22 protein-coding genes are annotated in these 24,282 nt (G+C 71.1%); 14 read left to right on the top strand and 8 right to left on the bottom strand.

The genetic code is table 11. The features are described 5' to 3' along the window. The first annotated feature begins 19 nt into the window (after positions 1-19). A complete protein-coding gene (locus ACFYY8_RS32690; RefSeq protein ID WP_390047684.1) occupies positions 20-799 on the top strand; it encodes an adenosylcobinamide-GDP ribazoletransferase in 780 nt (259 codons plus the stop codon). Between the two features lies 1 nt (position 800). Here ACFYY8_RS32690 and ACFYY8_RS32685 read toward each other — a convergent pair whose 3' ends face one another. The 3 genes from ACFYY8_RS32685 to ACFYY8_RS32675 are packed head-to-tail and all read right to left on the bottom strand — an operon-like array spanning position 801 to position 3,141. Continuing rightward, a complete protein-coding gene (locus ACFYY8_RS32685; RefSeq protein WP_390047682.1) occupies positions 801-1,724 on the bottom strand; it encodes a CPBP family intramembrane glutamic endopeptidase in 924 nt (307 codons plus the stop codon). 41 nt (positions 1,725-1,765) lie between these two features. Next, complete coding sequence (locus tag ACFYY8_RS32680) at positions 1,766-2,743, bottom strand: DUF1648 domain-containing protein (protein ID WP_390047680.1); 978 nt, start codon at positions 2,741-2,743, stop codon at positions 1,766-1,768. A 50-nt stretch (positions 2,744-2,793) separates the two neighbouring features. Beyond that, a complete protein-coding gene (locus tag ACFYY8_RS32675) occupies positions 2,794-3,141 on the bottom strand; it encodes a GntR family transcriptional regulator (protein ID WP_390047678.1) in 348 nt (115 codons plus the stop codon). A 126-nt stretch (positions 3,142-3,267) separates the two neighbouring features. On the opposite strand from ACFYY8_RS32675, the gene ACFYY8_RS32670 reads away from it, so the two are divergent. The 9 genes from ACFYY8_RS32670 to ACFYY8_RS32630 all read left to right on the top strand — a co-directional run bounded on the left by ACFYY8_RS32670 (position 3,268) and on the right by ACFYY8_RS32630 (position 13,148). Further along, positions 3,268-4,761, top strand: a complete 1,494-nt coding sequence (locus ACFYY8_RS32670) for a leucyl aminopeptidase (protein WP_390047676.1) — start codon at positions 3,268-3,270, stop codon at positions 4,759-4,761. A gap of 210 nt (positions 4,762-4,971) precedes the next feature. After that, positions 4,972-6,351, top strand: a complete 1,380-nt coding sequence (lpdA, locus tag ACFYY8_RS32665; RefSeq protein WP_390047674.1) for a dihydrolipoyl dehydrogenase — start codon at positions 4,972-4,974, stop codon at positions 6,349-6,351. Between the two features lie 36 nt (positions 6,352-6,387). After that, complete coding sequence (gene sucB, locus ACFYY8_RS32660) at positions 6,388-7,848, top strand: 2-oxoglutarate dehydrogenase, E2 component, dihydrolipoamide succinyltransferase (RefSeq protein WP_390047672.1); 1,461 nt, start codon at positions 6,388-6,390, stop codon at positions 7,846-7,848. A gap of 136 nt (positions 7,849-7,984) precedes the next feature. Continuing rightward, positions 7,985-8,881, top strand: coding sequence for a TIGR01777 family oxidoreductase (locus tag ACFYY8_RS32655; protein ID WP_390047670.1), 897 nt, complete (start codon positions 7,985-7,987; stop codon positions 8,879-8,881). Positions 8,882-8,918: 37 nt separating this feature from the next. After that, positions 8,919-9,656 carry a peptidase E gene (locus ACFYY8_RS32650; RefSeq protein ID WP_352008812.1) on the top strand — a complete coding sequence of 246 codons (738 nt, stop codon included), beginning with the start codon at positions 8,919-8,921 and terminating at the stop codon, positions 9,654-9,656. A 28-nt stretch (positions 9,657-9,684) separates the two neighbouring features. Then, on the top strand, positions 9,685-10,362 hold the full coding sequence (gene lipB, locus ACFYY8_RS32645; RefSeq protein ID WP_390047667.1) for a lipoyl(octanoyl) transferase LipB: 678 nt from the start codon (positions 9,685-9,687) through the stop codon (positions 10,360-10,362). 272 nt (positions 10,363-10,634) lie between these two features. Beyond that, complete coding sequence (lipA, locus tag ACFYY8_RS32640) at positions 10,635-11,564, top strand: lipoyl synthase (RefSeq protein ID WP_390047665.1); 930 nt, start codon at positions 10,635-10,637, stop codon at positions 11,562-11,564. Positions 11,565-11,670: 106 nt separating this feature from the next. Continuing rightward, positions 11,671-12,351, top strand: coding sequence for a DUF4191 domain-containing protein (locus ACFYY8_RS32635; RefSeq protein WP_390047663.1), 681 nt, complete (start codon positions 11,671-11,673; stop codon positions 12,349-12,351). Then, a complete protein-coding gene (locus tag ACFYY8_RS32630) occupies positions 12,351-13,148 on the top strand; it encodes a class I SAM-dependent methyltransferase (protein ID WP_352008808.1) in 798 nt (265 codons plus the stop codon). Before ACFYY8_RS32635 ends, ACFYY8_RS32630 begins: the two co-directional genes overlap by 1 nt. Before the next feature lies 1 nt (position 13,149). Here the strand turns inward: ACFYY8_RS32630 and ACFYY8_RS32625 are convergent, their stop codons facing one another. After that, positions 13,150-13,614: an RDD family protein gene (locus ACFYY8_RS32625; protein WP_390047661.1), complete on the bottom strand. Its 465-nt coding sequence runs from the start codon at positions 13,612-13,614 to the stop codon at positions 13,150-13,152. A gap of 117 nt (positions 13,615-13,731) precedes the next feature. On the opposite strand from ACFYY8_RS32625, the gene ACFYY8_RS32620 reads away from it, so the two are divergent. Together ACFYY8_RS32620 and glnA are read left to right on the top strand one after the other, a co-directional pair. Continuing rightward, positions 13,732-14,748: a hypothetical protein gene (locus tag ACFYY8_RS32620; protein WP_390047659.1), complete on the top strand. Its 1,017-nt coding sequence runs from the start codon at positions 13,732-13,734 to the stop codon at positions 14,746-14,748. Between the two features lie 158 nt (positions 14,749-14,906). Next, a complete protein-coding gene (gene glnA, locus ACFYY8_RS32615; protein ID WP_390047657.1) occupies positions 14,907-16,331 on the top strand; it encodes a type I glutamate--ammonia ligase in 1,425 nt (474 codons plus the stop codon). Between the two features lie 115 nt (positions 16,332-16,446). On the opposite strand, the gene ACFYY8_RS32610 is transcribed toward glnA, so the two are convergent. Next, entirely contained in the window at positions 16,447-17,397 is a 951-nt protein-coding gene (locus ACFYY8_RS32610; RefSeq protein WP_390047655.1) for an N-acetylglucosamine kinase, read from the bottom strand. 389 nt (positions 17,398-17,786) lie between these two features. On the opposite strand from ACFYY8_RS32610, the gene ACFYY8_RS32605 reads away from it, so the two are divergent. Both ACFYY8_RS32605 and ACFYY8_RS32600 read left to right on the top strand, forming a co-directional pair. Next, positions 17,787-18,293 carry a Pycsar system effector family protein gene (locus tag ACFYY8_RS32605; protein WP_390047652.1) on the top strand — a complete coding sequence of 169 codons (507 nt, stop codon included), beginning with the start codon at positions 17,787-17,789 and terminating at the stop codon, positions 18,291-18,293. Positions 18,294-18,550: 257 nt separating this feature from the next. Continuing rightward, positions 18,551-19,084 carry a C40 family peptidase gene (locus ACFYY8_RS32600; RefSeq protein WP_390047650.1) on the top strand — a complete coding sequence of 178 codons (534 nt, stop codon included), beginning with the start codon at positions 18,551-18,553 and terminating at the stop codon, positions 19,082-19,084. Between the two features lie 16 nt (positions 19,085-19,100). Here ACFYY8_RS32600 and ACFYY8_RS32595 read toward each other — a convergent pair whose 3' ends face one another. The 3 genes from ACFYY8_RS32595 to ACFYY8_RS32585 form a co-directional block, all read right to left on the bottom strand. Beyond that, a complete protein-coding gene (locus ACFYY8_RS32595) occupies positions 19,101-19,985 on the bottom strand; it encodes a TIGR03620 family F420-dependent LLM class oxidoreductase (protein ID WP_390047648.1) in 885 nt (294 codons plus the stop codon). Between the two features lie 73 nt (positions 19,986-20,058). Beyond that, complete coding sequence (locus ACFYY8_RS32590) at positions 20,059-21,147, bottom strand: hypothetical protein (protein WP_390047646.1); 1,089 nt, start codon at positions 21,145-21,147, stop codon at positions 20,059-20,061. A gap of 74 nt (positions 21,148-21,221) precedes the next feature. Further along, complete coding sequence (locus tag ACFYY8_RS32585; RefSeq protein ID WP_390047798.1) at positions 21,222-24,191, bottom strand: bifunctional [glutamine synthetase] adenylyltransferase/[glutamine synthetase]-adenylyl-L-tyrosine phosphorylase; 2,970 nt, start codon at positions 24,189-24,191, stop codon at positions 21,222-21,224. Positions 24,192-24,282: the final 91 nt, after the last annotated feature.

Below are 24,282 nucleotides of genomic sequence, written 5' to 3'. Positions count from 1 at the left end.
CTGATGAGGACCGACGACCGTGCCCGGTGACCCGCCGCCGGAGGGGCGGCCCTCGACGTTCGCCGACGGCCTGCGCCTGGCGGCCGGGACGCTGAGCGTCCTGCCCGCCGGGATCGGGGTCGTCGACCGCCGGGCCGGGGGCGTCGCGATGACGGTCGCCCCCTTCGCCGGGGCGCTGCTCGGTGGTGCCTGCGCGGCCGTGCTCGCCGTGGCGGTGTGGCTCGGCCTGGCTCCCCCGCTCGCCTCGGCGCTTGCCGTCGCGGCCCTGGCGCTGTTCACCCGGGGGCTGCACCTGGACGGGCTGGCCGACCTGGCCGACGGGCTGGGCAGCGCCAAACCCGCCGAGCAGGCGCTCGACATCATGAAAAAATCCGATATCGGGCCGTTCGGTGTGGTGACGCTGGTCCTCACCCTGCTGATCCAGGTGACGGCCCTGGCGCAGGTCACGGCCTCGGGAACGGGTCCCGCCGCGCTGGTGACCGCGTGCGCCACGGGCAGGCTCGCCCTCACCTGGGCCTGCCGTTCCGGGGTGCCCGCCGCCCGCCCCGGCGGACTCGGCAGCCTGGTGGCCGGCACCGTACGGCCCGGCCCCGCGCTCGCGGTGACGGCGCTGACGCTCCTGGGAGCCGCCCTGGCCGGTCCGCGGGCCGTCCTCGCCGTCCTGGCGGGCCTGCTGGCGGCCTGGGCCCTGCGGCGGCGGGCCGTACGGCGGCTCGGCGGCGTCACCGGGGACGTGCTCGGCGCGCTCGTCGAGACCGCGACCGCCACGGCGCTCGTGGTGTGCGCGACGGGCGGCTGACTCAGTTCGGCGCCGGTACGGCGGTCCGCACCGGGGCCCGGGTGAACAGCAGGAGTGAGAGCACGGCCAGCAGCGCCGAGCCCACCAGGCCGGTGATCCCGGCGACGACCAGGCTCGGCGGGTGCGCCGCGTCGGCGAACAGCAGGATCAGGCTTCCCGAGGCGTTCAGGGAGCCGTGGCCGACGGCGGCGGGCCAGACGCTGCCCGAACGAAGGCGCAGCCAGCCGAGCAGGGCGCCGAAGGCGACGCAGAACACCACGAAGAAGGGGGCCGCCCAGACGCCGAGTTCCGGGTAGTTGTAGCCGCGCAGGGTGAGCGGGGCGTGCCAGGCCCCCCAGATCACCCCGGAGACCAGGATCGCCCGCCAGGTGCCCAGTGGCATCAGCCTCGGCAGCAGCCACCCCCGCCAGCCCCACTCCTCGCCGAGGGCCGGAATGACGTTGATCAGCGGCGCGAGGAAGACCGCGAGCGCGACCTGGACGGCGACCAGCGCCCCCGGCGACGAAGGCAGGGGCCGTCCGGGAGCGGCCTGCTCCAGGCCCTGCTTGAACAGGCTGAACCCGTCGAGATCGAGGCCGAACAGCCCCAGGGCGGCGCTGAGCGCGATCGCCACGGCCACGAGCAGCGGCACGCCGAGCCAGGCCAGCGCGAAGAGGGCCGCCGTACGGCCCGGCCGCTCCCCCAGCGTCAGGCCGGTGCTCCTGGCCCACTCACGCCAGGTGGTGCCCGGCTCTCCCCGGCGCCTGCCGTGCAGCCGGACGGCCAGGACTCCGAGCGTGGGGGTGAACATCATCACGGCGGCCGTCACCACCAGCAGCGGGGAGCCGAGCGGGGAGCCGGTCAGCCAGAGCGGCAGGGCGAACAGCCAGGACAGGCCGAACGTGACGATCAGGAACAACCACAGGTCCGTGGAACGACGGGGCATGACACCACTTCCTTGGAGGGTTCGCGGACGTGTCCCGCGAGTCAGTGGGCGGCTTCGGCGACGTAGGCGTTCAGCAGGGCGGCGCCGTGGCTCGCGTCGTCGACGGAGACCGCGAACTCGCCTCCGGTGACGCGCCGGATGACCAGGCACTCGCCGCCGCGCAGCATGAACGTGACCCGGCCCGTGCCGGGCAGTCCCCGCATCCCCCAGCCGCCGACCTCGGCCGGGCTGCGCGTCTCGACCCAGGCGGACTCGATCCTGTCGATGGGCGTACGGCGCGCGAAGCCGCCGAACGGACCGAGGCCGACGCGCAGGCCGTTCTCGTCGACCCGGACACGGGTCGAGCAGGTGGCCAGCCCGAGCAGCGCCGCCAGGGACAGCCCGGCCAGGGCGGCCAGGCCGGGCCCGGACAGCGACCCGAGCACGGCGAACCCCGCGCATACCAGGGCTCCGGCCAGGGCCACCAGGGAAAGCCCGACCAGCCAGCCGTTGCTCGCGCGGCTCACCCAGACCGAGCGCCGCCCAGGACGCAGTCGCACGGCCGGCAGGGCGTCCGGGTCACGGCGCGAGTCGGGACCGCCCCTGCCCAGCGCCCCCGCCAGCACGCCGGCCGCGAGCGCGGCGAGGACGACCGCGGCCACCTGCCAGGGGGGCAACCCGGCCTGGCGCCAGTCGGCGACGTCGAGGTTGGCGGCGACGGTCGAGACCTGCACGCCGATGGCCAGCACGGCCCAGCCGAACAGGAAGCCCGACCAGCTCGCACGCCCGAGGCGGGTGTCGAGCGCCGGTCCCCGCAGGGCGAGGACGGTCAGGACCACCCAGGCGACCCCCCACAGGGCCAGGCCCGCCCACAGGGAGGCGGTGAAGGAGAGGTACTCGTCCGGAGTGCCCGCGCCGCTCCAGTGGGTCGCGAGCGGATCGGGCAGACGGTCCCGCAGGGCGAGCGGGACGCCGGCGACGGCGGCGGTGACGATGGTGCCCCAGCCGAGGGCGAGGGCGGCGCGGCCCTTGGAGGTCATCGCGCCTCCTTCCGTAGAGACGAGCGGTTCGGGAGCCGTGGCGCGAGGGGTCATGTCAGCTCTCTGATGATGTGGATCACTTCTTCGGGGCCGTAGCCGTACCGGTCGGCCTCGGCGAGCAGTTCACGCGCCGCCTCCGCCAGCACGGCCCTGGCGTCCGGCCTGCTGAGAACGCTGACCCCCCGGCCCCTGCGGAACTCCAGCAGCCCCTCGTCCCGCAGGTCGCGCAGCGCGCGCAGCACGGTGTTGGCGTTGATGCCCAGCGCGTCCGCCAGGTCCCGGGCGGGCGGCAGCCGGTCACCCGGCCGGTATGAACCGTCCGCGATGGCGCGGCGAATCGTTCCCGCGACCTGGTCGTGCAGCGGCCGCGGATCGTTGAGGTCCAAAGAGAGCAACATAGTGATAGCGACACTAGCACCATCACCCAAATGATGCTAGTTCAAGTAGCTTCATTACCGCTCGGCCAATTCATAGGACGAACCCTCGTTTATGCGTACGGCGCAAGCACGGCTAGCATCGGGCGCGTGACCACTGTGCGGGTGAATTCAACTGACAACGTCGTCTCGTTCGAAACCGATGCGCTGGTCGTCGGCGTCCATTCCGGTGAGGACGGTCCCCGTCTCGCCCCCGGCGCCGAGGGACTGGACGATGCGCTGAACGGCAAGCTGGCCGCGACACTCGACGCCATAGGCGTCAAGGGCAGATCCGGCGAGGTCGCCAAGGTTCCGACCTTCGGCGCGCTGGCCGCCCCGCTCCTGGTGGTCGTCGGCCTCGGCGACGCCCCCGCCGACGGTGCGGGCTACGACGCCGAGGCGCTGCGTCGTACGGCCGGCGTGGCCGTACGCGCCCTGGCGGGCACGGCCCGCGTCGCGCTCGCCCTGCCCGCGGCGGACGCCCGGCAGGTCGGAGCCCTCGCGCTGGGCGGCCTGCTCGGCGCCTACGCCTTCACCAAGTACCGCACCAACGGCGAGCAGCCCGCCCCGGTCGGGGAGCTGACCGTGCTGAGCGGCACCGAGGACGCCCAGGCGGCGGTCGAGCGCGCCGTCACCGTCTCGGAGTCGGTCTCCCTGGTGCGCGACCTGGTCAACACCCCGCCCTCCGACCTGTGGCCCGCCCGCTTCGCCGAGATCGCCGAACAGACCGGCTCCGCGGCCGGCCTCTCGGTCGAGGTGCTGGACGAGAGGGCCCTCAAGGAGGGCGGCTACGGCGGCATCGTGGCCGTCGGCCAGGGCTCGGCCAACCCGCCGCGCCTGGTCCGCCTCGCCTACACCCACCCCGAGGCCGCCAAGACGGTCGCGTTCGTCGGCAAGGGCATCACCTTCGACTCCGGCGGCCTGTCGCTCAAGCCGTCGGCCTCGATGGACTGGATGAAGTCAGACATGGGCGGCGCGGGCGCGGTCTTCGGCGCGCTCGTCGCCATCGCCAAGCTGGGCCTGAAGGTCAACGCCGTCGGCTACCTCTGCCTCGCGGAGAACATGCCCAGCGGCACCGCCCAGCGTCCCTCCGACGTGTTCACCAGCTTCGCGGGCAAGACCGTCGAGGTGCTCGACACCGACGCCGAGGGCCGCCTGGTGCTGATCGACGGCATCGCCAGGGCCGCGCAGGACTCCCCCGACGTGATCGTGGACGTCGCCACCCTCACCGGCGCGCAGCTTGTCGCGCTCGGCTGGCGCACCGCCGGAGTCATGTCCAACGACGACGCGCTGCGCGCGGAGGTCGTCGAGGTCGCGGGCGAGCAGGGCGAGGGCGCCTGGGGCATGCCCCTGCCCGAGGAGCTCCGCAAGGGTCTCGACTCCCCCGTCGCCGACATCGCCAACCTGCACCCCGAGCGCTGGGGCGGCATGCTGACCGCGGCGATCTTCCTGCGGGAGTTCGTGCCCGACGGCGTCCGCTGGGCCCACATCGACATGGCGGGCCCCGCCTTCAACAAGGGCGAGGCGCACGGCTACACCCCCAAGGGCGGCACCGGCGCGATCACCCGCACCCTCGTCGGCCTCGCGGAGCGTTACGCGGGCTGACCCGTGCGGGTCACGAGCGGCACAGACAGATGAAAAGATGCGGTTGCCGAGGCCAGGCCACAGGCGGCAGAGCCAGGGGCGGGCAGCGGCACGGCGGCGAACCGAGCGCCCCGGGACACGGCCGCGGACACCGTCGGGTGTTCGCGGCCCCCGGGACACGGGGAGGGCGCGACCGCGAGAAGGTATTTCGATCCGACAAGGAGCTTTCCTGTGGCTGATGGCAGCGGCCCGTACGACATCGTCGTCCTGGGGGGCGGTAGCGGTGGGTACGCCTGCGCTCTGCGGGCGGCCGAGCTTGGCAAGACGGTCGTCCTCATCGAGAAGGACAAGATCGGCGGCACGTGCCTGCACCGGGGGTGCATCCCCACCAAGGCCCTCCTGCACTCGGCGGAGGTGGCCGACGAAACGCGGGAGAGCGAGACCTACGGCGTCAAGGCCCGCTTCGAGGGCATCGACGTGCCCGCGGTCCACGCCTTCAAGGACAAGATCGTCACGCGTGCCTGGAAGGGCGTGCAGGGCCTGCTGAAGAGCAAGGGCATCACGATCGTCGAGGGTGAGGGCCGCCTGGTCGGCCCGAACCGGATCGCCGTCGGCTCCGACGTCTACGAGGGCCGCAACGTCGTGCTGGCGACGGGTTCCGCGCCCAGGTCGCTGCCCGGCCTTGAGATCGACGGTGAGCGGATCATCACCAGCGAGCACGCGCTCAAGCTCGACCGGGTGCCCGCCTCGGTGATCGTCCTTGGCGGTGGCGTCATCGGCGTCGAGTTCGCCAGCGTCTGGCGCTCCTTCGGCGCCGAGGTGACGATCATCGAGGGCCTGCCGCACCTGCTTCCCCTTGAGGAGGAGTCCAGCTCCAAGCTGCTGGAGCGCGCCTTCCGCCGCAGGGGCATCAAGCAGGAGCTCGGCGTCTTCTTCGAGGGCGTCAAGACCACCGACACCGGTGTCGTCGTCACCCTCGCCAACGGCAAGACCCTTGAGGCCGAGCTCCTGCTCGTCGCCGTCGGCCGTGGCGCCGTCGTGGCGGGCATGGGCTTCGAGGAGGCGGGCGTCGCCGTCGAGCGGGGCACCGTCGTGGTGAACGAGTACTGCCAGACCAGCGTCCCCGGCGTCTACGCCGTCGGAGACCTGATCCCCACCCTGCAGCTGGCCCACGCGGGCTTCGCCGAGGGCATCCTGGTCGCCGAGCACATCGCCGGGCTCAACCCGGTGCCGATCGACTACGCCGGTGTCCCCAGGATCACCTACTCCGACCCCGAGGTCGCCTCGGTCGGCATCACCTCCGCCCAGGCCAGGGAGCGGGGTCACGAGATCGTCGAGTTCACCTACGACCTCGCGGGCAACCCCAAGAGCCAGATCCTGCAGACGCAGGGCGCTGTCAAGATCATCTCGGAGAAGGACGGGCCCGTTCTCGGCGTGCACATGGTCGGCCGCCGGATAGGCGAGCTCGTGACCGAGGGTCAGCTGATCTACAACTGGGAGGCGCTGCCCGCCGAGGTCGCGCAGCTCATCCACGCGCATCCGACCCAGTCCGAAGCCGTCGGTGAGGCGATGCTGGCCCTGGCCGGCAAGCCTCTGCACGTTCACAGCTAGTTCGAAGCCCTCACTCGGAACACGAGAGAAGTCATCATGCCGAAGTCCGTACAGATGCCCCAGCTCGGCGAGAGCGTAACCGAGGGCACCGTCACCCGCTGGCTGAAGAAGGAGGGCGAGCGCGTCGAGGCCGACGAGCCGCTCCTGGAGGTCTCGACCGACAAGGTCGACACCGAGATCCCCTCCCCGGCCGCGGGCATCCTCACCAAGATCGTTGTCGGCGAGGACGAGACCGTCGAGGTCGGCGCCGAGCTGGCGATCATCGACGAGAACGCCACCGAGGGCGCCGTGCAGACCGAGGCCCCCGCCCCGGCTCCGGCCCCCGAGCCCGAGCCCGCTCCGGCGCCCGCCCCGGCTCAGCCGATCTCCTCGATCCCGCAGCCCGCGCCCGCCCCGGCCCCCGCCGCGGCCCCCGCCCCCGCTCCCGCGCCTGCCCCCGCGCCTGCTCCTGCTCCGCAGGCCGCTCCGGCCCCGCAGGCTCCCGCCCCGGCCGCCGAGGCGGTCTCCGGTGAGAGCCCGTACGTCACCCCGCTGGTCCGCAAGCTCGCCAGCGAGCACAACGTCGACCTGGAGACGCTGACCGGCACCGGCGTCGGCGGTCGCATCCGCAAGCAGGACGTGCTTGAGGCGGCCCGCAGCCAGCGTGAGCGCGCCGCCGCGGCCCAGGCCCAGGCCGCTCCGGCCCCGCAGGCTCCCGCCCCGCAGGCCGCCGCCCCCGCTCAGGCGCCCGCCGCCGCCCCGGCCCCCGAGCCGGTCGCGGTGGACACCACGCTGCGTGGCCGTACCGAGAAGATGTCGCGTCTGCGGCAGACCATCGCCAAGCGCATGGTCGAGTCGCTGCAGGTCTCGGCCCAGCTCACCACCGTGGTCGAGGTCGACGTCACCAAGGTCGCCCAGCTGCGCGACCGCGCGAAGGCGGAGTTCCAGCGGCGCGAGGGCGTCAAGCTCTCGTTCATGCCGTTCTTCGCGCTGGCCACGATCGAGGCGCTCAAGCAGCACCCCAAGCTCAACGCCACGATCAACAGCGAGACCAACGAGGTCACCTACTTCGACGCCGAGCACCTGGCCTTCGCGACGGACACCGAGCGCGGCCTGATCGTCCCGGTGATCAAGGACGCGGGCGACCTCAACATCGCCGGCCTCGCCCGTAAGATCGCCGACCTGGCCGAGCGCACCCGCACCAACAAGGTGAGCCCCGACGAGCTCGGCGGCGGCACGTTCACGCTGACCAACACCGGCAGCCGTGGCGCGCTGTTCGACACGCCGATCCTCAACCAGCCGCAGGTCGGCATGCTGGGTACCGGCGCGGTCGTCAAGCGGCCCGTCGTCCTGGACACCCCCGAGGGCGAGGTCATCGCCGTCCGCTCGATGGTGTACCTCGCGCTCAGCTACGACCACCGCCTGGTCGACGGCGCCGACGCCGCCCGCTTCCTGACGACGATCAAGCGTCGTCTTGAGGAGGGCCGCTTCGAGAACCAGCTGGGCCTCAACGTCTAGCCTCCGCTTCGCACCTCCGGGCCGGTCCGCGTTCTCGCGGGCCGGCCCGGTCTTTTTCCTCTCCCGGAGAGACATCTGCGTCCGCGGTCCGCCCGGTTCCCGAAAACCCCGGGGGAGGTTGTTTAGATTGAACGGCATGACGATCATCGTGACCGGCTCCTCCGGTCTGCTCGGCTCGGCCCTGACCGAGGCCCTGCGGGCCGAGGGCGCGCGGGTGGTCCGCCTGGTACGGCGTGAGCCTCACGGGCCGGATGAGGCGTTCTGGAACCCGGCGGAGGGGGTCCTGGACCCGACGGCCGTCGAGGGGGCGCGGGCCGTGGTGCACCTGGCCGGGGCGGGCATCGGCGACCGGCGGTGGAACGCCGATGTCAAGCGTGAGATCGCCCGCAGCCGCATCGAGGGCACCAGGACCCTGGTCAACGCGCTGACCAGGGCGGGTGCCAAACCCGAGGCGCTGCTCTCCGGCTCCGCGATCGGTTTCTACGGCGACACCGGGGACAGGGAGGTCGACGAGACGTCCCCGCCCGGCGAGGGGTTCCTGGCCCGGGATGTGGTCGTGCCCTGGGAGGCGGAGACCGAGCCCGCGCGGCAGGCGGGCATCCGGGTCGCGCTGCTGCGCACCGGCCTGGTGCTGAGCCGCGAGGGCGGCATGCTGCCCAGGATCCTGCCGATCTTCAAGATGGGGCTGGGCGCGCCGCTCGGGTCCGGCCGCCAGTACTGGTCGTGGATCACGGCCGACGACTGGGTCGGGGCCGTGCTTCGCATCATGCGTGACCCCGGCCTCTCCGGACCGGTGAACCTGACCGCGCCGCACCCGGTCACCAACGCGGAGTTCACCAAGACGCTCGCCCAGGCCGTACGCCGGCCCGCCATGCCGCTGGCCGTACCGGGGTTCGCGCTGCGGGCCCTCGTCGGCGGGTTCGCCGAGGAGGGGGTGCTCACCGGGCAGCGGGTGGTCCCCCGGCGCCTGACCGAGGTGGGCCACACGTTCCGGCATATCCGTCTCGGCGACGCACTGTCCGCCGTACTCTAGGGTCCCTGTTTCCACCACATCAGCTGGGAGATCACCTATGGGCAGGTCCGGGCAGTCTCACATCCTCGCCATCGGGGGCGGTTCCTTCCGCGCCTCACGACGGCAAGGAGTCATTGAGGCGAGCGCCCTGCTGCGGTACGCCCTCGACCTGACCGGCCAGGACCGGCCGAGACTCGGCCTGCTCGCCACCGCGACGGGTGACGACTCCCAGTGGTTGCTGAGCATGTACGGCGCGTTCCGGGCCTGGGACGTCGAGATCAGCCATCTGACCGTCTTCCCGATGCCCAACGTCGACGATCCGCGCGAGTGGATGCTGAGCCAGGACGTCATCTACGTCAGCGGCGGCAGCGTGGCCAACCTCGCGGCGCTGTGGCGGCTGCACGGCCTCGACGAGGCCTTCGAGGAGGCGTGGCGGGCGGGTGTGGTGCTGGCCGGGCAGAGCGCGGGGGCGCTGTGCTGGCACGTGGGCGGCAACACCGACTCCTTCGGGCCCGAGCTGCGGGTGTGGGCCGACGGCCTCGGGCTGCTGCCGTACTCGTGCGGCGTGCACTACAACTCCGAGCCGCAGCGCCGCGCGCTGCTGCACGAGTCGGTCGCCTCCGGCGAGCTGCCCGGTGGTTACGCCGCCGACGAGGGGGTGGCGCTGCACTACGTCGGCACCGAGTTCATCCAGGCCGTGAGCGTCGACCCGAAGGGTTACGCCTACCGGATCGAGCACGACGGGCAGGGCGGGGTCAAGGAGTTCCGCATCGAGCCTCGGCTTCTCACGACTTGAGCATGAGCGGGTCAACTACTCTTTAAGCGTGACTGAGCTGGCGATCGTTCGTCTTGGCGTTGACTTCCCCTACGAGCAGGCTTGGGATCTTCAGCGGCGCATTCACGCCCGGCGCGTGGCCGACGAGATTCCCGACACCTGTCTTCTCCTCGAACACGCGCCGGTCTACACGGCCGGCAAGCGCACCGCCGCGCACGAGCGGCCGACGGACGGCACCCCGGTCATCGACGTCGACCGGGGAGGCCGCATCACCTGGCACGGTCCAGGCCAGCTCGTCGGTTATCCGATCGTCAAGCTCGGTGACCGGCTGGACGTCACCGCCTACATGGGGCTGCTGGAGGAGACCCTCATCCGGGTCTGCGCCGACTTCGGCGTGCAGGCGGGACGGGTCGGGGGGCGCAGCGGCGTCTGGGTCGCCGGAGACCCCTCCCACGGCCTCCCAGACCGCCAGGTCGGCGCGATCGGCATCCGTGTCACCCGGGGGGTGACGATGCACGGCTTCGCGCTCAACTGCTCCAACGACCCGAGCTGGTACAACCGCATCGTCCCGTGCGGCATCAGCGACGCCGGGGTCTCCTCGCTGTCAGCGGAGACGGGCCGCAGGATCGTGGTCGACGAGGTCACGCCGTACGCCGAGAAACGCCTGGTGGAAGCCCTGGACGCCCAGGCCTTCGACCTCCCCGAGGAAGACCTCTTCCGCCGCTGATCGCCCCTCGCTCCCCCTGTTCGCCCTCGACCGAGCCTTCCCAAGCCGTGCGCGAGAGGTGTCGTCCTGTGCTTTCCCGACACCGTGCGTGAGGAGTGTCGGCTTGGGCGCGTCGGTGCTTGGACTGAGGAGCGAAGGAGCGAAGCGGATGAGCGACGAGGGAAAGCGCCGACCCGAAAGCGCCCAAGCCCGCGACGCCGCCAGGCGGCGCAAAGGAACAGGGACACAACCCCGCGCGCGGCCCCCTTCCCGCTGGACATAAGCTGAACGATGTGACCGTTGCTCCTGAAGGCCGAAAGCTCCTCCGCCTGGAGGTGCGCAACAGCCAGACCCCCATCGAGCGTAAGCCCCCGTGGATCAAGACCCGGCTGAAGACCGGGCCGGAATACACCGAGCTCAAGTCACTGGTGAAACGCGAGGGGCTGCACACGGTTTGCGAGGAGGCAGGCTGTCCCAACATCTACGAGTGCTGGGAGGACCGGGAGGCCACCTTCCTCATCGGTGGCGACCAGTGCACCCGGCGCTGTGACTTCTGCCAGATCGACACCGGCAAACCCGCCGAGTACGACACCGACGAGCCCCGCAGGGTGGCCGAGTCGGTTCAGCAGATGGGCCTGCGATACGCCACGGTGACCGGAGTGGCCCGTGACGACCTGCCGGACGGCGGTGCCTGGCTGTACGCCGAGACCGCGCGGCAGATCCACGCGCTGCTGCCGGGGTGCGGCGTCGAACTGCTGGTGCCGGACTTCAACGGCGACCAGGGGCAGCTTGAGGAGGTCTTCTCCGCCAAGCCCGAGGTCTTCGCGCACAACATCGAGACCGTGCCGCGGATCTTCAAGCGAATCCGTCCCGCGTTCCGTTACGAGCGTTCCCTCGAAGTGATCACCAGGGGTCGTGAGGCCGGTCTGGTGACCAAGTCCAACCTGATCCTCGGCATGGGCGAGGAGCGGGAGGAGGTCGTGCAGGCCATGCGTGACCTGCACGAGGCCGGTTGTGACCTGCTGACCATCACCCAGTATCTCCGTCCGACCCCCCGCCACCACCCGGTGGACCGCTGGGTCAAGCCCCAGGAGTTCGTCGAGCTCCAGAAGGAGGCCGAGGAGATCGGCTTCGCCGGGGTCATGTCGGGACCGCTGGTCCGCTCCTCCTACCGGGCGGGCCGTCTGTACCAGCAGGCCATCGAAGCCCGCAGGTACGCCTGACCGTCGTCGTCCGCGGGGCCCGGTGACCCTTCCCGGTCACCGGAACTCCCGTGGGACGGCAGGTCACGTTTTCATTTCTTGACCCCGGAATTTGTATCCTCAAGTCATGGCGAAGAAGCCCGAAGACCAAGAGCGCCCGGGGCGCATCAAGCAGCTCCGTATGATCGCGGGGATCATCAAGCAGGCGAACCCGAAGGGTATGCCGATCGTCTACGCGTCAGCGCTCGGCACGTTCGCGCTGTGCGTCGTGATCGGCCTGGTCACGGGCTCGATCTGGTACCTGCTCTTCATCGGAGTGATGCTGTCGCTGACCGTCGGCCTGGTGGTCTTCGGCCAGCTCGCCCAGCGCGCGCAGTACTCCATGTTGCACGGCCAGCCCGGCGCGGCCGCCGCGATCCTGCAGGGCATGCGCGGCACGTGGGAGGTCGCTCCCGCCGTCGCGGTCAACCGTGATCAGGACATCGTGCACCGCGTGGTCGGTTTTCCCGGTGTGATCCTCGTCTCCGAGGGGCCGGGTTCCCGGGTGCAGAAGATGCTGGTCGCGGAGAAGAAGCGTGTCCAGCGTGTCGCTCTGGACGTCCCCGTCTACGACATCCAGTCCGGTGACGGCGAGGGTCAGGTGCCCATCGCCAAGCTGCAGCGGCACCTGATGAAGCTGCCGAGGAACCTCAAGAAGCCCGCAGTCTACGAGGTCAATAACAGGCTCAAGGCCCTGTCGCAGACGCTGCCGATGCCCAAGGGCCCGCTGCCGCGTGGTGCGAAGATGCCCCGCCCCAAGATGCGCTGATGGACGTGGCGGGGATCGACCGACGCCGGGTGGGCGCCGAGGAAACCTCGCGGGCCAACCGCGGCTGGTGGGACGGCGCCGCGGACGAGTACCAGGCCGAGCACGGCGGCTTCCTGCGTGACTGCGGGTTCGTCTGGTGCCCGGAGGGTCTGGACGAGGCCGACGCCCGGCTGCTGGGCGACGTCGCGGGCAGGGACGTGCTGGAGATCGGCTGTGGCGCGGGCCAGTGCGGGCGGTGGCTGACCGGGCAGGGGGCCCGGGTCGTCGCCTTCGACCTGTCGTTCCGGCAGCTTCAGCACTCTCATCGGATCGATCTGGACAGTGGTTCCGGGCTGCCGGTCGTCCAGGCCGACGCTGAGGCGCTGCCGTTCGCCGGTGAGTCGTTCGATCTCGCCTGTTCGGCCTTCGGCGCCCTGCCGTTCGTGGCCGATCCGGGTGCCGTCCTGTCCGAGGTCCGCCGGGTGCTGCGTCCGGGGGGCCTTCTGGTCTTCTCGGTGAGCCATCCGATCCGCTGGGCCTTCCCCGACGATCCGGGCCCGGCCGGACTGACCTCCGACCGGTCCTACTTCGACCGCTCGCCGTACGTGGAGGTCGGTGCGGACGGGAAGGCCTCCTACGTCGAGCACCACCGCACGATGGCCGACTGGGTGGGGCACATCGTCGCCTCCGGTCTGGTGCTGCGCGGGCTGACCGAGCCGGAGTGGCCGGTCGGCCACGAGCGTGAGTGGGGCGGCTGGAGCCCGCTGCGGGGCCGCCTGCTGCCGGGGACGGCCATCTTCACCTGCGTGCGGCCGTAACTCACATACGGACGACCACGGTCGCGGCGGCGCGGTCGTGCAGCCCCCGCTGGTCGCGGTCCCAGATCAGCGCGGGTACGGCCAGGCACAGCAGCACGGTTCGCACGACGATCGAGGGGAACGGGGCGCGGCCGCCGTTGAGCGCGGCGATCCTGATGCCGGTCAGGCGCATGCCGAAGGTCATGCCCATGGTGCCCGCGAGCAGGAGGTATTCGGCGGCGAGCACCGCGACCGGGACCCAGCTCTGGTGGGTCGGGTCGATCCGCAGGAGTCCCTGGGTGATGGCCCAGGTGCAGATCAGCCAGTCGATCACCAGGGCGCCGATCCTGCGCCCGAATCCGGCGACCGATCCGCTGCCCTCCTGGGGCAGTCCGAGCCTTTCCCCCGGATAGCCCAGGTCGACTCCGGCGGATCTGACGCCGCCGAGCCAGGTCTGGGTCCAACGGGGCTGCTGCCTGCTGTTCATGGTGCAACGGTATCCGCCCCCGAGGTCGCCCTCGAACTCCCCCAAACGGCCACATTGGCCATGTGATCAGTACATCATGGTCATGATCTTCCGCCCTCCCTTCCCGGAGTACCCCCAATGACTGACAACGACGACATCAACCGGCGCTTCAAGGCCCTGACCTCGCAGATCGAGCGCGAGGAACGGCGGAGGATGGAGAAGGCGTGGTCTCACCTGCCGCATTACAGGCGTCGCCGCAGACGGCGGATCACCTCACTCGTGGCGTTCGTCCTCGTCGTGGCCGCCGGACTGGTCGCCGTCTACCGGCCCGGGTGGGTCACCCCGGTGGGCGAGGCCCTCTCCGCCCGTTTCCTTCAGGCGCGGGAGAACCACGGTGGCCCGGTTCCCGAGGAGACCGCGCCCGTCCCCGTCACCCCCGAGCCCGTCTCCCCGTTCGAGGGGTCCCCCGCCAAGGACTACGCCGAGGGTGTCAAGGGACTGACGTCGCCGAAGGCCCGGGCGACGGGCGGCCTGAGCCGCAAGGACGTCGCCACCGCCCTGAAGAGCACCCGGGACATGCTCGCGGCGGCCCATCTCGACCGCAAGACTCTCGCGGGTGGCAGGCCGACGGCGCTGGTGAGGCTCCTCCCTCCGGAACTGCGTGAGTGGTTCCTGAAGGACCTGGACAACAGGAAGACGAAGAAGGGCCACTTCAACACCAGATACTGGGTCACCAGCCTGGCCCCCAAGGCCGCGGAACTGGCCACCGACGTGATCAAGGTCAACGGGCGGACGAAGTATGCCTCGTTCCACGAGGAGGGCCGTAGCGGAGCGAGGATCACGGTGAACTACCTGTTCGTCTACGCCGTACGACGGCCGGGGCAGACAGGGCAGGGCGAGCGGATCATCGTGCACAGCATCGGCGAGGTGATCGCCTACCGGGAGAACGGCCGGCTGGTCGTGTGGCCCGTCAAGTGGAACGGCGGGGCCGTCACGGGTGCCCGCTGCGACGTCGACGACGGCTTCGTCCACCCGTACTACGACGACTCCGTCCCCGACAAGGAGCTCTCCAAGGCCACCGGCGCCCCGGTCGACCCCTACGAGCTCGACCGGGAGCCGCGCGACGAGGAGTGCACGCTCGCCTCCCGCACGTGAAAAGTCCGGCAAAGGAAGCGTTCTCCCGCCCGGTACGGCCGCATTCCAGGACTAACGTGGGGCGATTCTCCTTAACACGGGTGAAACAAATGAGACACGGGGCGGTAACGGCTCAAGCCTACTTTCGAGCTGAAAGCTCGTCCCCTTGGGAGGTTCGCGTGTTCAACTCCGCCGACGACGTCCTCAAGTTCATCAAGGACGAGGGGGTGCAGTTCGTCGATGTCAGGTTCACGGACCTGCCCGGGACGACTCACCACTTCACGTTCCCCACGGAGAACTTCGGGGCGAACGTCTTCACCGACGGCCTCATGTTCGACGGCTCCTCGATCCGCGGCTTCCAGGCCATCCACGAGTCGGACATGCTGTTGCTGCCCGACCCCTCGACGGCCGTGCTCGACCCCTTCCGCCGGCACAAGACGCTCAACATCAACTTCTTCGTGCACGACCCGCTGACGGGTGAGGCCTACAGTCGCGACCCGCGCAACGTCGCCCGCAAGGCGGAGGAGTATCTCAAGGGGACCGGCATCGCCGACACGGTCTTCTTCGGACCGGAGGCCGAGTTCTACATCTTCGACGACGTCCGCTTCGAGACCAGCGCGCACGCCAGCTACTACCACATCGACTCCATCGAGGGCGCCTGGAACACCGGCAAGGCCCAGGAGGGCGGCAACCTCGGCTACAAGCCGCGTTACAAGGGCGGCTACTTCCCGGTCCCGCCGATGGACCACTTCACCGACCTGCGTTCGGAGATGGTGCGCCGTCTCATCGAGGCGGGCATCCCGGTGGAGATGCAGCACCACGAGGTCGGCACCGCCGGGCAGGCCGAGATCGACTTCCGGTTCAACACGCTGCTCAAGGCCGCTGACACGATGATGCTCTACAAGTACATCGTCAAGAGCACGGCCATCGAGCACGGCCACACCGTCACCTTCATGCCCAAGCCGATCTTCGGCGACAACGGTTCCGGCATGCACTGCCACCAGTCGCTCTGGAAGGACGGCGCGCCGTTGTTCTACGACGAGGTCGGCTACGCGGGCCTGTCGGACACCGCCCGTTACTACATCGGCGGCCTGCTCAGGCACGCCCCGTCGCTGCTGGCCTTCACCAACCCGACGGTGAACTCCTACCACCGCCTGGTCCCCGGCTACGAGGCTCCGGTCAACCTGGTCTACTCCCAGCGCAACCGCTCGGCGTGCATCCGTATCCCGATCACGGGTTCCAACCCGAAGGCCAAGCGCATCGAGTTCCGGGTGCCCGACCCGTCCTGCAACCCGTACTTCGCCTTCGCCGCGCAGCTCATGGCCGGGATCGACGGCATCCGCAACAAGATCGAGCCGGTGGAGCCGGTGGACAAGGACCTCTACGAGCTTCCTCCGGAGGAGGCCCGCAGCATTCCGCAGGTCCCCGGTTCGCTCAGTGAGGTGCTCGACGCGCTGGAGGCCGACCACGACTACCTTCTCGAAGGCGGCGTGTTCACCCCGGACCTGATCGAGACCTGGATCTCCTACAAGCGCGAGAACGAGATCGACCCCATCCGCCTGCGTCCCCACCCCCACGAGTTCGAGCTTTACTACGACGTGTGAACCAGCGCCCTGACCCGCGGAGACAATGCGGCGTGAGGCCGTCGGGCAGCCGTCCGTTCAGGGCGCCCGGCGGCCTTTCGCATGCCCTCCTTCCCTCCTGACGGGGAGGAGCGCGTCACGTTCGCATGATCCGGGCGTGCAGGGCGGCGGGGTCGGACACCAGGTCGCGGGCGGCCAGCCACGCGGCGGCGCACGCCGCGTCGCCCGCCGTCGTCACCGGGGCGTTCCAGCGCCGGGCCAGCCGGTCCCCTACGGCGTGGCCGAGCGGACCGCTCCCGGTCAGCACGCTGCCCGCCAGGACGATCGGGCCGGTGTCCCCCGGCGCGCGTACCTTGGCGACGGTGTCGGCCAGGTGGGTGGCCGCCCGCGTGACCAGGCTCGTGGCGGTGGCGTCCCCGGCTTCCGCCGCGGCGGTGACGAGCGGCGCCAGCTCGGCGAGTGCCAGGGGCGCGCGAGCGTGGACCGCCCGTATCACCTCATTCACCCGATCCGGGCCGAGTGGTGCCCCCACAGCTCCCAGCAGCCGTTCCACCACGGTCTCCGCCAGTGTTCCGTACGGGGGTGTGCCGTGGCGCAGGGTGTCGAGCACGCTGCCGACCGCCTGGCGGCCGAGCCAGAAGCCGGAGCCGGTGTCGCCGAGCAGCCAGCCGTAGCCGTCGGAGACGGCCGTGATCGACCGGTCTGTGATGGCCGCAGCGATCGCCCCCGTCCCTGAGATCAGTACCGTTCCCGAGGGGGCCGCGGTTCCGGCGCTGAAGGCGATCTCGACGTCTCCCACCACGCGGGGTGAGACGCCGAGTCCCAGTGCGGCCCAGAGTTCGGTCAGGTCATCGGGAGAGGCGGAGGATCCGGCCACACCGGCGACCGCCGCGCGCACCGACGCCGGATCGTGGGCGCCCAGCGCCTGACGCACCGCCGAGGCGAGGTTCGACCGGGCGACGGCCGCACCGTGCGCGGTGGGGTTGCCGCCCCCGGAGCGGCCGTAGCCGACGGGGTCTCCGTGGAGGGTGCGAACCGCGCAGCGGGATGACGTGCCGCCCGCGTCGATGCCGAGAACCAGGTCCATGGCTCGACATCTTGGGGCTTGACGCGACCTTGGTCCGGTACCGACTCCACCCGAGGTGAAAGTCCATCGGATCCAGGCGGAACCGGACCGCTCGCCCGAGGCGTTTCGCCGCTCCCGAAGGCCATCGCGTCGAGAGAAACCGATCCCTTGCCGCGCGGCGGCCTGACCGTCCAGGCCTGAGGCGTACGGCTCTCCGCCGGCCAAGGGCATCCTCCTCGGCCGGTCGTCTGCTCCCGCGACGTCTCGCGGATTCCGCTGCCGCATGCCGCTGGGTGTCGCGTAGAGTGCGATCTTGTCGTGCGGCACTTCGCCGTCTTCGCGGCGGTTGCCGGGGTTCACTCAATTAGGGGGACACGGTGTTCCGGTGGATGACCAGGACGGCCACGCCAGTGCCATCGAACCCCGAGACCCAGGCGCGCGCGCACGGCACCCGGATGCTCGCCGAGGCTCGCGAGGAGCTCAACCGGGCCGACGCCAAGGCACAGGTGCTGCTGGGCGTCGCGGGGGTGGGCATCGGCGCGGTCGCCGGTGGCCTGCTCGCGGGGAACTGGTCACCGCTGAAGCTGCACACGGCCCTGCAGTGGCTGTGGTGGGCGGGGGCAGGGTGCGCGCTGGCCGCCCTGTTCTGCCTGGCGAAGGCGGTGTACCCGCGCATCACCAGACGGCCCCTCGGCATCACCTACTTCGGGGACATCCGGCGCTACCGTTCCGCTGAGGAGATCGCCAAGGCGTTGCGCGGCCGTACCGACGGCGACCTGATCGAACTGGCCGAGCAGATCAGGGCGATCAGCGTGATCGTCCTGAGGAAGTACCTGCTCATCCGCTGGGGCTTCTGGCTGCTGCTGGCCTCCGTCGGAGCGACGGTCGGCTCCGCGGTGCTCCAGCTCGCCTTCTGACAGGTTCGCGCGATTGCCAGAAAGTGCGTCCGACGTACGAACGCACCGATCGAAGCAGGGTCTCCGCGCCGTTACGGGCCCGGTGTCGTGTCGTTGCGACAAGGAGTGGGTATTCGGAGGCGCTCCAACGGCTTCAACCGGGTGGATCACTCGGACAGAAGTGGCGGTACCGTAACGGAATGCCCCGGAAGCAGCCTGACGATCGCGGTGGGTGGGAACGCCGGAGGGCCTCTCCGCGATGGCCGACGCTCGCGGTCGTGCTCGTGGGGACCCTGCTGGCCTGCGGGGGGTCGGTGCCGGTTCTGCCCGCCCTGTTGAAGCGGGTGACCACCATCGCCTACGCGATCAAGGCCGGGCAGGAGCAGCCCGGCTGGCGGGGTGGCCGGATCCCCTACTCCTGGGGCGGCGGTCACGACGAGGCTCCCGGGCCCTCCTTCGGCACCTGTGTGGGTTACCGGGGATCGATCAAGCCGTGCCCGGCGACGACCACGCGGGGGCTCGACTGCTCGGGACTCGTCAGGTGGGTCTACTCGCTCGCCTACGGCGGGGACGTGCTCGGGCCCGGCAACACCGACGACCACATCCGGCGGCTGAGCAGGATTCCCGCTTCCGCGGCGCGCCCCGGTGACCTGGTGTTCTACGGCAGGCTCGGCGGCCGGGTGAAGACCCACCACGTGGGCGTCTACGTCGGCGACGGCAAGATGATCAACGCGCTGCGAACCGGGACGAGGATCAGGATCGATCCGATCACCACCGTCAAGGATTTCGCCGGATATTTCCGTTATATGTAGAAATATCCGCTTAAGCTCAAAGCTCCAGCAGGGCCGGGGCCAGCTCGCGCCACTGCCGGACGGGCAGGCCCTCCTCCGCCGACAGGACCTGGACGCAGACGTGGTCCGCGCCCGCGTCGAGATGCTCACGCACCCGTCCGGCGATGTCCCCGGCGTCCCCCCACGCCACCAGGGCCTCGACCAGCCGGTCGCCGCCGCCCCCGGCCAGGTCGTCCTCACCGAAGCCGAGCCGTTCGAGGTTCTCGACCTGGTGGCGCGCCTGGCCGTACCCGGCGACGAAGCCACGGGCGATCTCGCGGGCGCGCTCGGGCCGGTCGAGGACGACCGTCTGCTCGACCGCGAGCAGCGCTCCCGGCCCCATGACCTGTCTGGCCCTGGCGGTGTGCTCGACCGGCACGAAGTAGGTGTGGGCGCCCCAGGTGCGCTCCGCGGCGAGTTTGAGCATCCCGGGGCCGAGGGCGGCCAGGGCGCGGGGCGAGGACTCGGCCGGCGCCGGACCCTGCAGGGGCGCCCGGTCCATCGCGTCCAGGTAGGCCCGCATGGTGGGCACGGGACGACCGTGGTGCGGCAGGAGACCTGCGGGCTGGTCCACGGTGCGGTGCCCGCCGAGACCCAGCAGGAAGCGGCCCGGGAAGGCCTCGGCGAGGGTGCGCTCCGCCGCGGCCATGGCGATCGGGTCTCGGAGGAAGACGTTGGCGATGCCGGTGGCGACGGCCAGCCGCCCGGTCGCCCCGAGCAGCAGCGCCGCCTGGGTGAGCGCCTCCCTGCCGAAGGCCTCACCGAACCAGATCGCGCCGTAGCCCAGTTCGTCCAGCTCGGCCGCGGCCTCCCGCACCTCGGTCGCGGGCCTGCCGTCGAAGGCGAAGGTCCACACGCCGATACGCCCGAGATCCACACTCATGGGTCGCACTCCCGAAGGATTTACCGGAGGCACTCTCCGGTTCACCCAACCATACGGAGGCGTCCTCCCTTTATCAACTCGAACGGCTGCCGCGGATACCGGTGAGCCTGCGCAGGACGTCCCACCAGAAGGAGGCGCCGAACAGCAGGGCGAACACCGTGATCAGGTAACCGGGCCAGTGGCCGACCGTGGTCAGACGGCTCCACCAGGCGCCGACGTTGAAGGTGAAGGAGGGACCGGAGTCGCCCGCGGGGATCGTCACGCTCATCACCGCGTGGTCGAAGATCTTGACCAGTGCCGGGGAGCTGAAGACCTCGGTCACACAGGAGTACGGCTCGACGGACCCCGCGACGGCGCACCTGTCCCTCAGGGAGTCCTTCAGCTCGGTCGTGCTCTCCCCGCCGCCCGCGATGGCCGCGACCGCGGCCCGGTAGGCGTTGTCCCGCAGCAGGTTCTTGCCGTACTCCAGCGAGTCCATGCTGAACAGCAGGGTCAGCGCCACGGCCAGGGTGAAGACCACCCACTTGACGTAACGACGGTAGAGCCGGGACAGTCGCTGCATCTCTCCGTCGAACCAGTCCTCCACGCCCTTGCGGAACCTGCCCATGTCGCGCTGGGCGCCCTCCCAGACACCCCTCAGGTGTCCGGCGAGCGGGCTGCGTACGGCCTCCAGCTTGGCGATCAGCCCCTCGACGCCCTCCTTCTCCGCGGCGACCAGTTCGAGCAGCGCCCAGGCGAAACGCTCGGGCGGGATGTCGGCGATGCTGGTCCTGGCGCCCTCGGGACGGTCGATCTCCTGCAGGCGCTCGTAGAGCCGCTTGGTCATGTCGACCGCGGGCGCGGGAGCCTCCGTCGCGAGCACCACCTCGGGATCGACCGGCACGGGCTCGACCACCGGCGGTGCGGGGTCGGGATCGTGCACGGGCCTCGGATCGTGCCGGGAGAAGGGGAGCCGCGCGAAGACGTCGAGGACCCTCGACGGAATCCACGAGACGCCCTTGCCCCGCCCGCCGTCGAGCGTGTCACGAAGATAGGCCCACAGGAACTTACTGCGGATGCCGAGCAGCCTGACGATGGCCTCGTTGACACCGCTCACCAGGAGCGACAGCAGCAGGAAGGCCAGCACCAGGCCGATGGCCAGGTCAACGTATACCGATATCACAGTAGATCACCCGCACCGTTGATACACGTCCGTCCCTGGAGGCGCAACAACATCACCGGAAACCGGTAAAACGCTCACTCGCCGTAGAACACGCGTTCCATGACCAGACGGGCGCGGCGGGTGACCCGGCGGTAGTCCTCGACGAGATCCCCGCTGTCGTCGGGCGGGTAGCCGAGAGTGCGGGAGATGAGGGCGCGTTCACGGACGTCGACCGGGATGGAGTCCGCGGCCCTGCCCCTGACCAGCATGATCGCGTCCCGGACGCGTGAGGCGAGCCGCCAGGCCCCGGCGAGCGCGGCCTCGTCCGCCTCGGAGAGCAGCCCTTCGGCGACCGCGGCGCGCAGCGTCTCCAGGGTCCGGGTGGTCCGCAGCGACGGCAGCGGCCCCGCGTGGCGCAGTTGCAGCAGTTGCGCGACCCACTCGACGTCCGACAGGCCTCCCCTGCCCAGCTTGGTGTGAAGGGCGGGATCGGCGCCCCGGGGCAGCCGTTCCGCCTCCATCCTGGCCTTCAGTTTGCGGATCTGCAGCACCGCCGCGTCGGGGATGCCCCCGGCCGGATAGCGCACCGGGTCGGCCAGGGCGAGGAACTCCGCGCCGAGCGCGGCGTCCCCTGCGGAGAGGCGGGCGCGCAGCAGAGCCTGGGACTCCCAGGGGGACGACCAGCGCCCGTAGTAGGCGGCGTAGGAGGCCAGTGTGCGCACCAGCGGTCCCTGACGGCCCTCGGGACGCAGGTCGGGATCGATGAGCAGCGGCGGGTCGGGGGCGGGCAGCGCCAGCAGGCGGCGCAGCTCGTTGGCGACCGCGAAGGCCGCCTCCGTCGCCTCCCGCTCCGCCGCCCCCTCCAGGGGCGAGTGCACGAACATCACGTCGGCGTCGCTGCCGTAGGAGCATTCGAGGCCGCCGAGACGGCCCATCGCGATCACCGCGAACCTGGTGGGGAGCGGGGCTCGCCGCTCCATCTCCACCTTGCCGATCGCGGCGTCGAGCGCGGCCTGGACGGTCACGTCGTTCAGCGCCGACAGAGCCTGCCCCACCCGCTCCACGTCGAGGAGCCCCGACAGGTCGGCGGCGGCCGTACGGACGAGTTCCCTGCGCCGCAGCCCGCGGGCGGCGGCGACCGCGCTCTCCGCCTCGCCCGGGTAGCGCCCGACGGTGGCCCGCGCCTCGGCCAGCAGCGCCTCCGGGGCCCGGGGGGCCAGGTCGGCGTCCGAGCCGAACATCGCGACCGCCTCCGGGGCGTGCAACAGCAGGCCCGTCACGTAGCGGCTGGTGCCCAGCAGCCTGGCCAGGCGTGAGGCGACGGCGGTCTCGTCACGCAGCAGCCGCAGGTACCACGGGGTCGCGCCGAGCCTGTCGGAGACCTGGCGGAAGCCGAGCAGGCCCGCGTCCGGATCGGGGGCGTCGGCGAACCAGCCGAGCATGACCGGCAGCAGGGTCCGCTGGATCGCGGCCCGCCGGGAGACCCCGCTGGTCAGCGCGCTGATGTGACGCAGCGCCCCGGCCGGGTCCGCGTAGCCGAGCGCCTCGAGGCGGGCCTGCGCCGCGGAGGTCGAGAGCCGGTCCTCCGACTCGGGCAGCCGGGCCACGGCCTGCAGCAACGGCCGGTAGAACAGCTTCTCGTGCAGGCGCCTGGCCTCCATCGCGTGCCGCCGCCACCGGACGGTGAACTCCCCGACCGGATCGACGGTCATGCCCAGCCCGCGCCCGAGCCGCCGCAGGTCACCCTCCCCCTCCGGCACCACGTGGGTACGGCGCAGCCGGTAGAGCTGGATCAGGTGTTCGACCCGGCGCAGGAAGGTGTAGGCCTCGGCCAGCGCCTTGGCGTCGTCCCTGCCGACGTAGCCTCCCCTGGACAGCGCGGCCAACGCGGGAAGCGTGGCGCGGCGGCGCAGCAGCGGGTCGAGGCGGCCGTGGACGAGCTGCAGCAACTGCACCGCGAACTCGATGTCGCGCAGCCCGCCGGGCCCGAGTTTGATCTGACGCTCCGCCTCGTCACCGCGCACGTGGGCCTCGACCCTGCGGCGCATCGCCTGCACGTCCTCGACGAACCGGTCCCTGGTGGCCGCCTGCCAGACCATCTCGTTCGTCATCGAGACGTACTGCTCGCCCAGTTCGAGGTCTCCCGCGACGGGGCGGGCCTTCAGCAGCGCCTGGAACTCCCACGTCTTGGCCCAGCGGCGGTAGTAGGCGCGGTGGCTGGCGAGGGTGCGCACCAGCGGCCCGGACCTGCCCTCCGGACGCAGCGCGGCGTCCACCTCCCACAGCGCCCCCTCGGGGGTGCCCGCCGAGCAGGCGTGCATCATGCCCTGGGCCAGGCGGGTGGCCAGCCGGATGGCCTCGGTCTCCTCCGCGCCCTCCCGGGGTTCGGCCACGAAGACGACGTCCACGTCGCTGATGTAGTTGAGCTCCCGCGCCCCGCACTTGCCCATGCCGATGACGGCGAGCCGTACCGTCCCCGGGTCGTCGTGTTCGGCCCTGGCCACGGCCAGCGCCGCCTCAAGCGCGGCTCCCGCGAGGTCGGACAGCTCGGCGGCGACCTCCGCGAGCGAGGCCTGGCCCAGGACGTCACGGGCGGCCAGGCACAGCAGGCGGGCCCGGTAGGCGACCCGCAGCGCGACCAGGGTCTCGGTACCGGTGGCCGCCGCCCTGGGTTCGGGGTCCGCCGGGTCGGCGCCGACCGCCCGTAGCAGGCAGGCACGGAGTTCGGAGGCGGCGGGACGCCTCAGGTCCCGCGTGCCGTCCAGCAGGTGCCGGTGTTCCGGGTGCCTGACCACGTGGTCGCCGAGCGCGGCGCTGACCCCGAAGACGCCCAGCAGGCGCGCCCGCAGGACGGGGTCGGCGGTGAGCGCCTCGACGGCCTCCTCGTCCCGCTCGGCCAGCCGGTTGAGCGAGGTCAGCGCCAGGTCGGGGTCGGCGGTCGTCACGAGGGAGTCGAGCAGGCCCGCCTCGCTCGCCGCCCGCGTGCCCAGCTCGCCGAACAGCCGGCCCGCCCTGGCCGCGTCGGCGAAACCGAGCCTGGCCATCCGTCCCGCGGTCGTCTCCATCCGGGGCACGGCGCTCACCCTCCCTCGTCCACGGTCACCGGGCACGGGTGTGGCCTTCCCCGATCACCGCCCCGTCATCCCCACCCGATAC

Source organism: Streptosporangium sp. NPDC001559 (assembly GCF_042893955.1).
In the GTDB taxonomy this organism is placed as follows: domain Bacteria; phylum Actinomycetota; class Actinomycetes; order Streptosporangiales; family Streptosporangiaceae; genus Streptosporangium.
The sequence above is the reverse complement of the archived record's forward strand: the minus strand, read 5'-3'. Positions and strand labels throughout refer to the sequence as shown.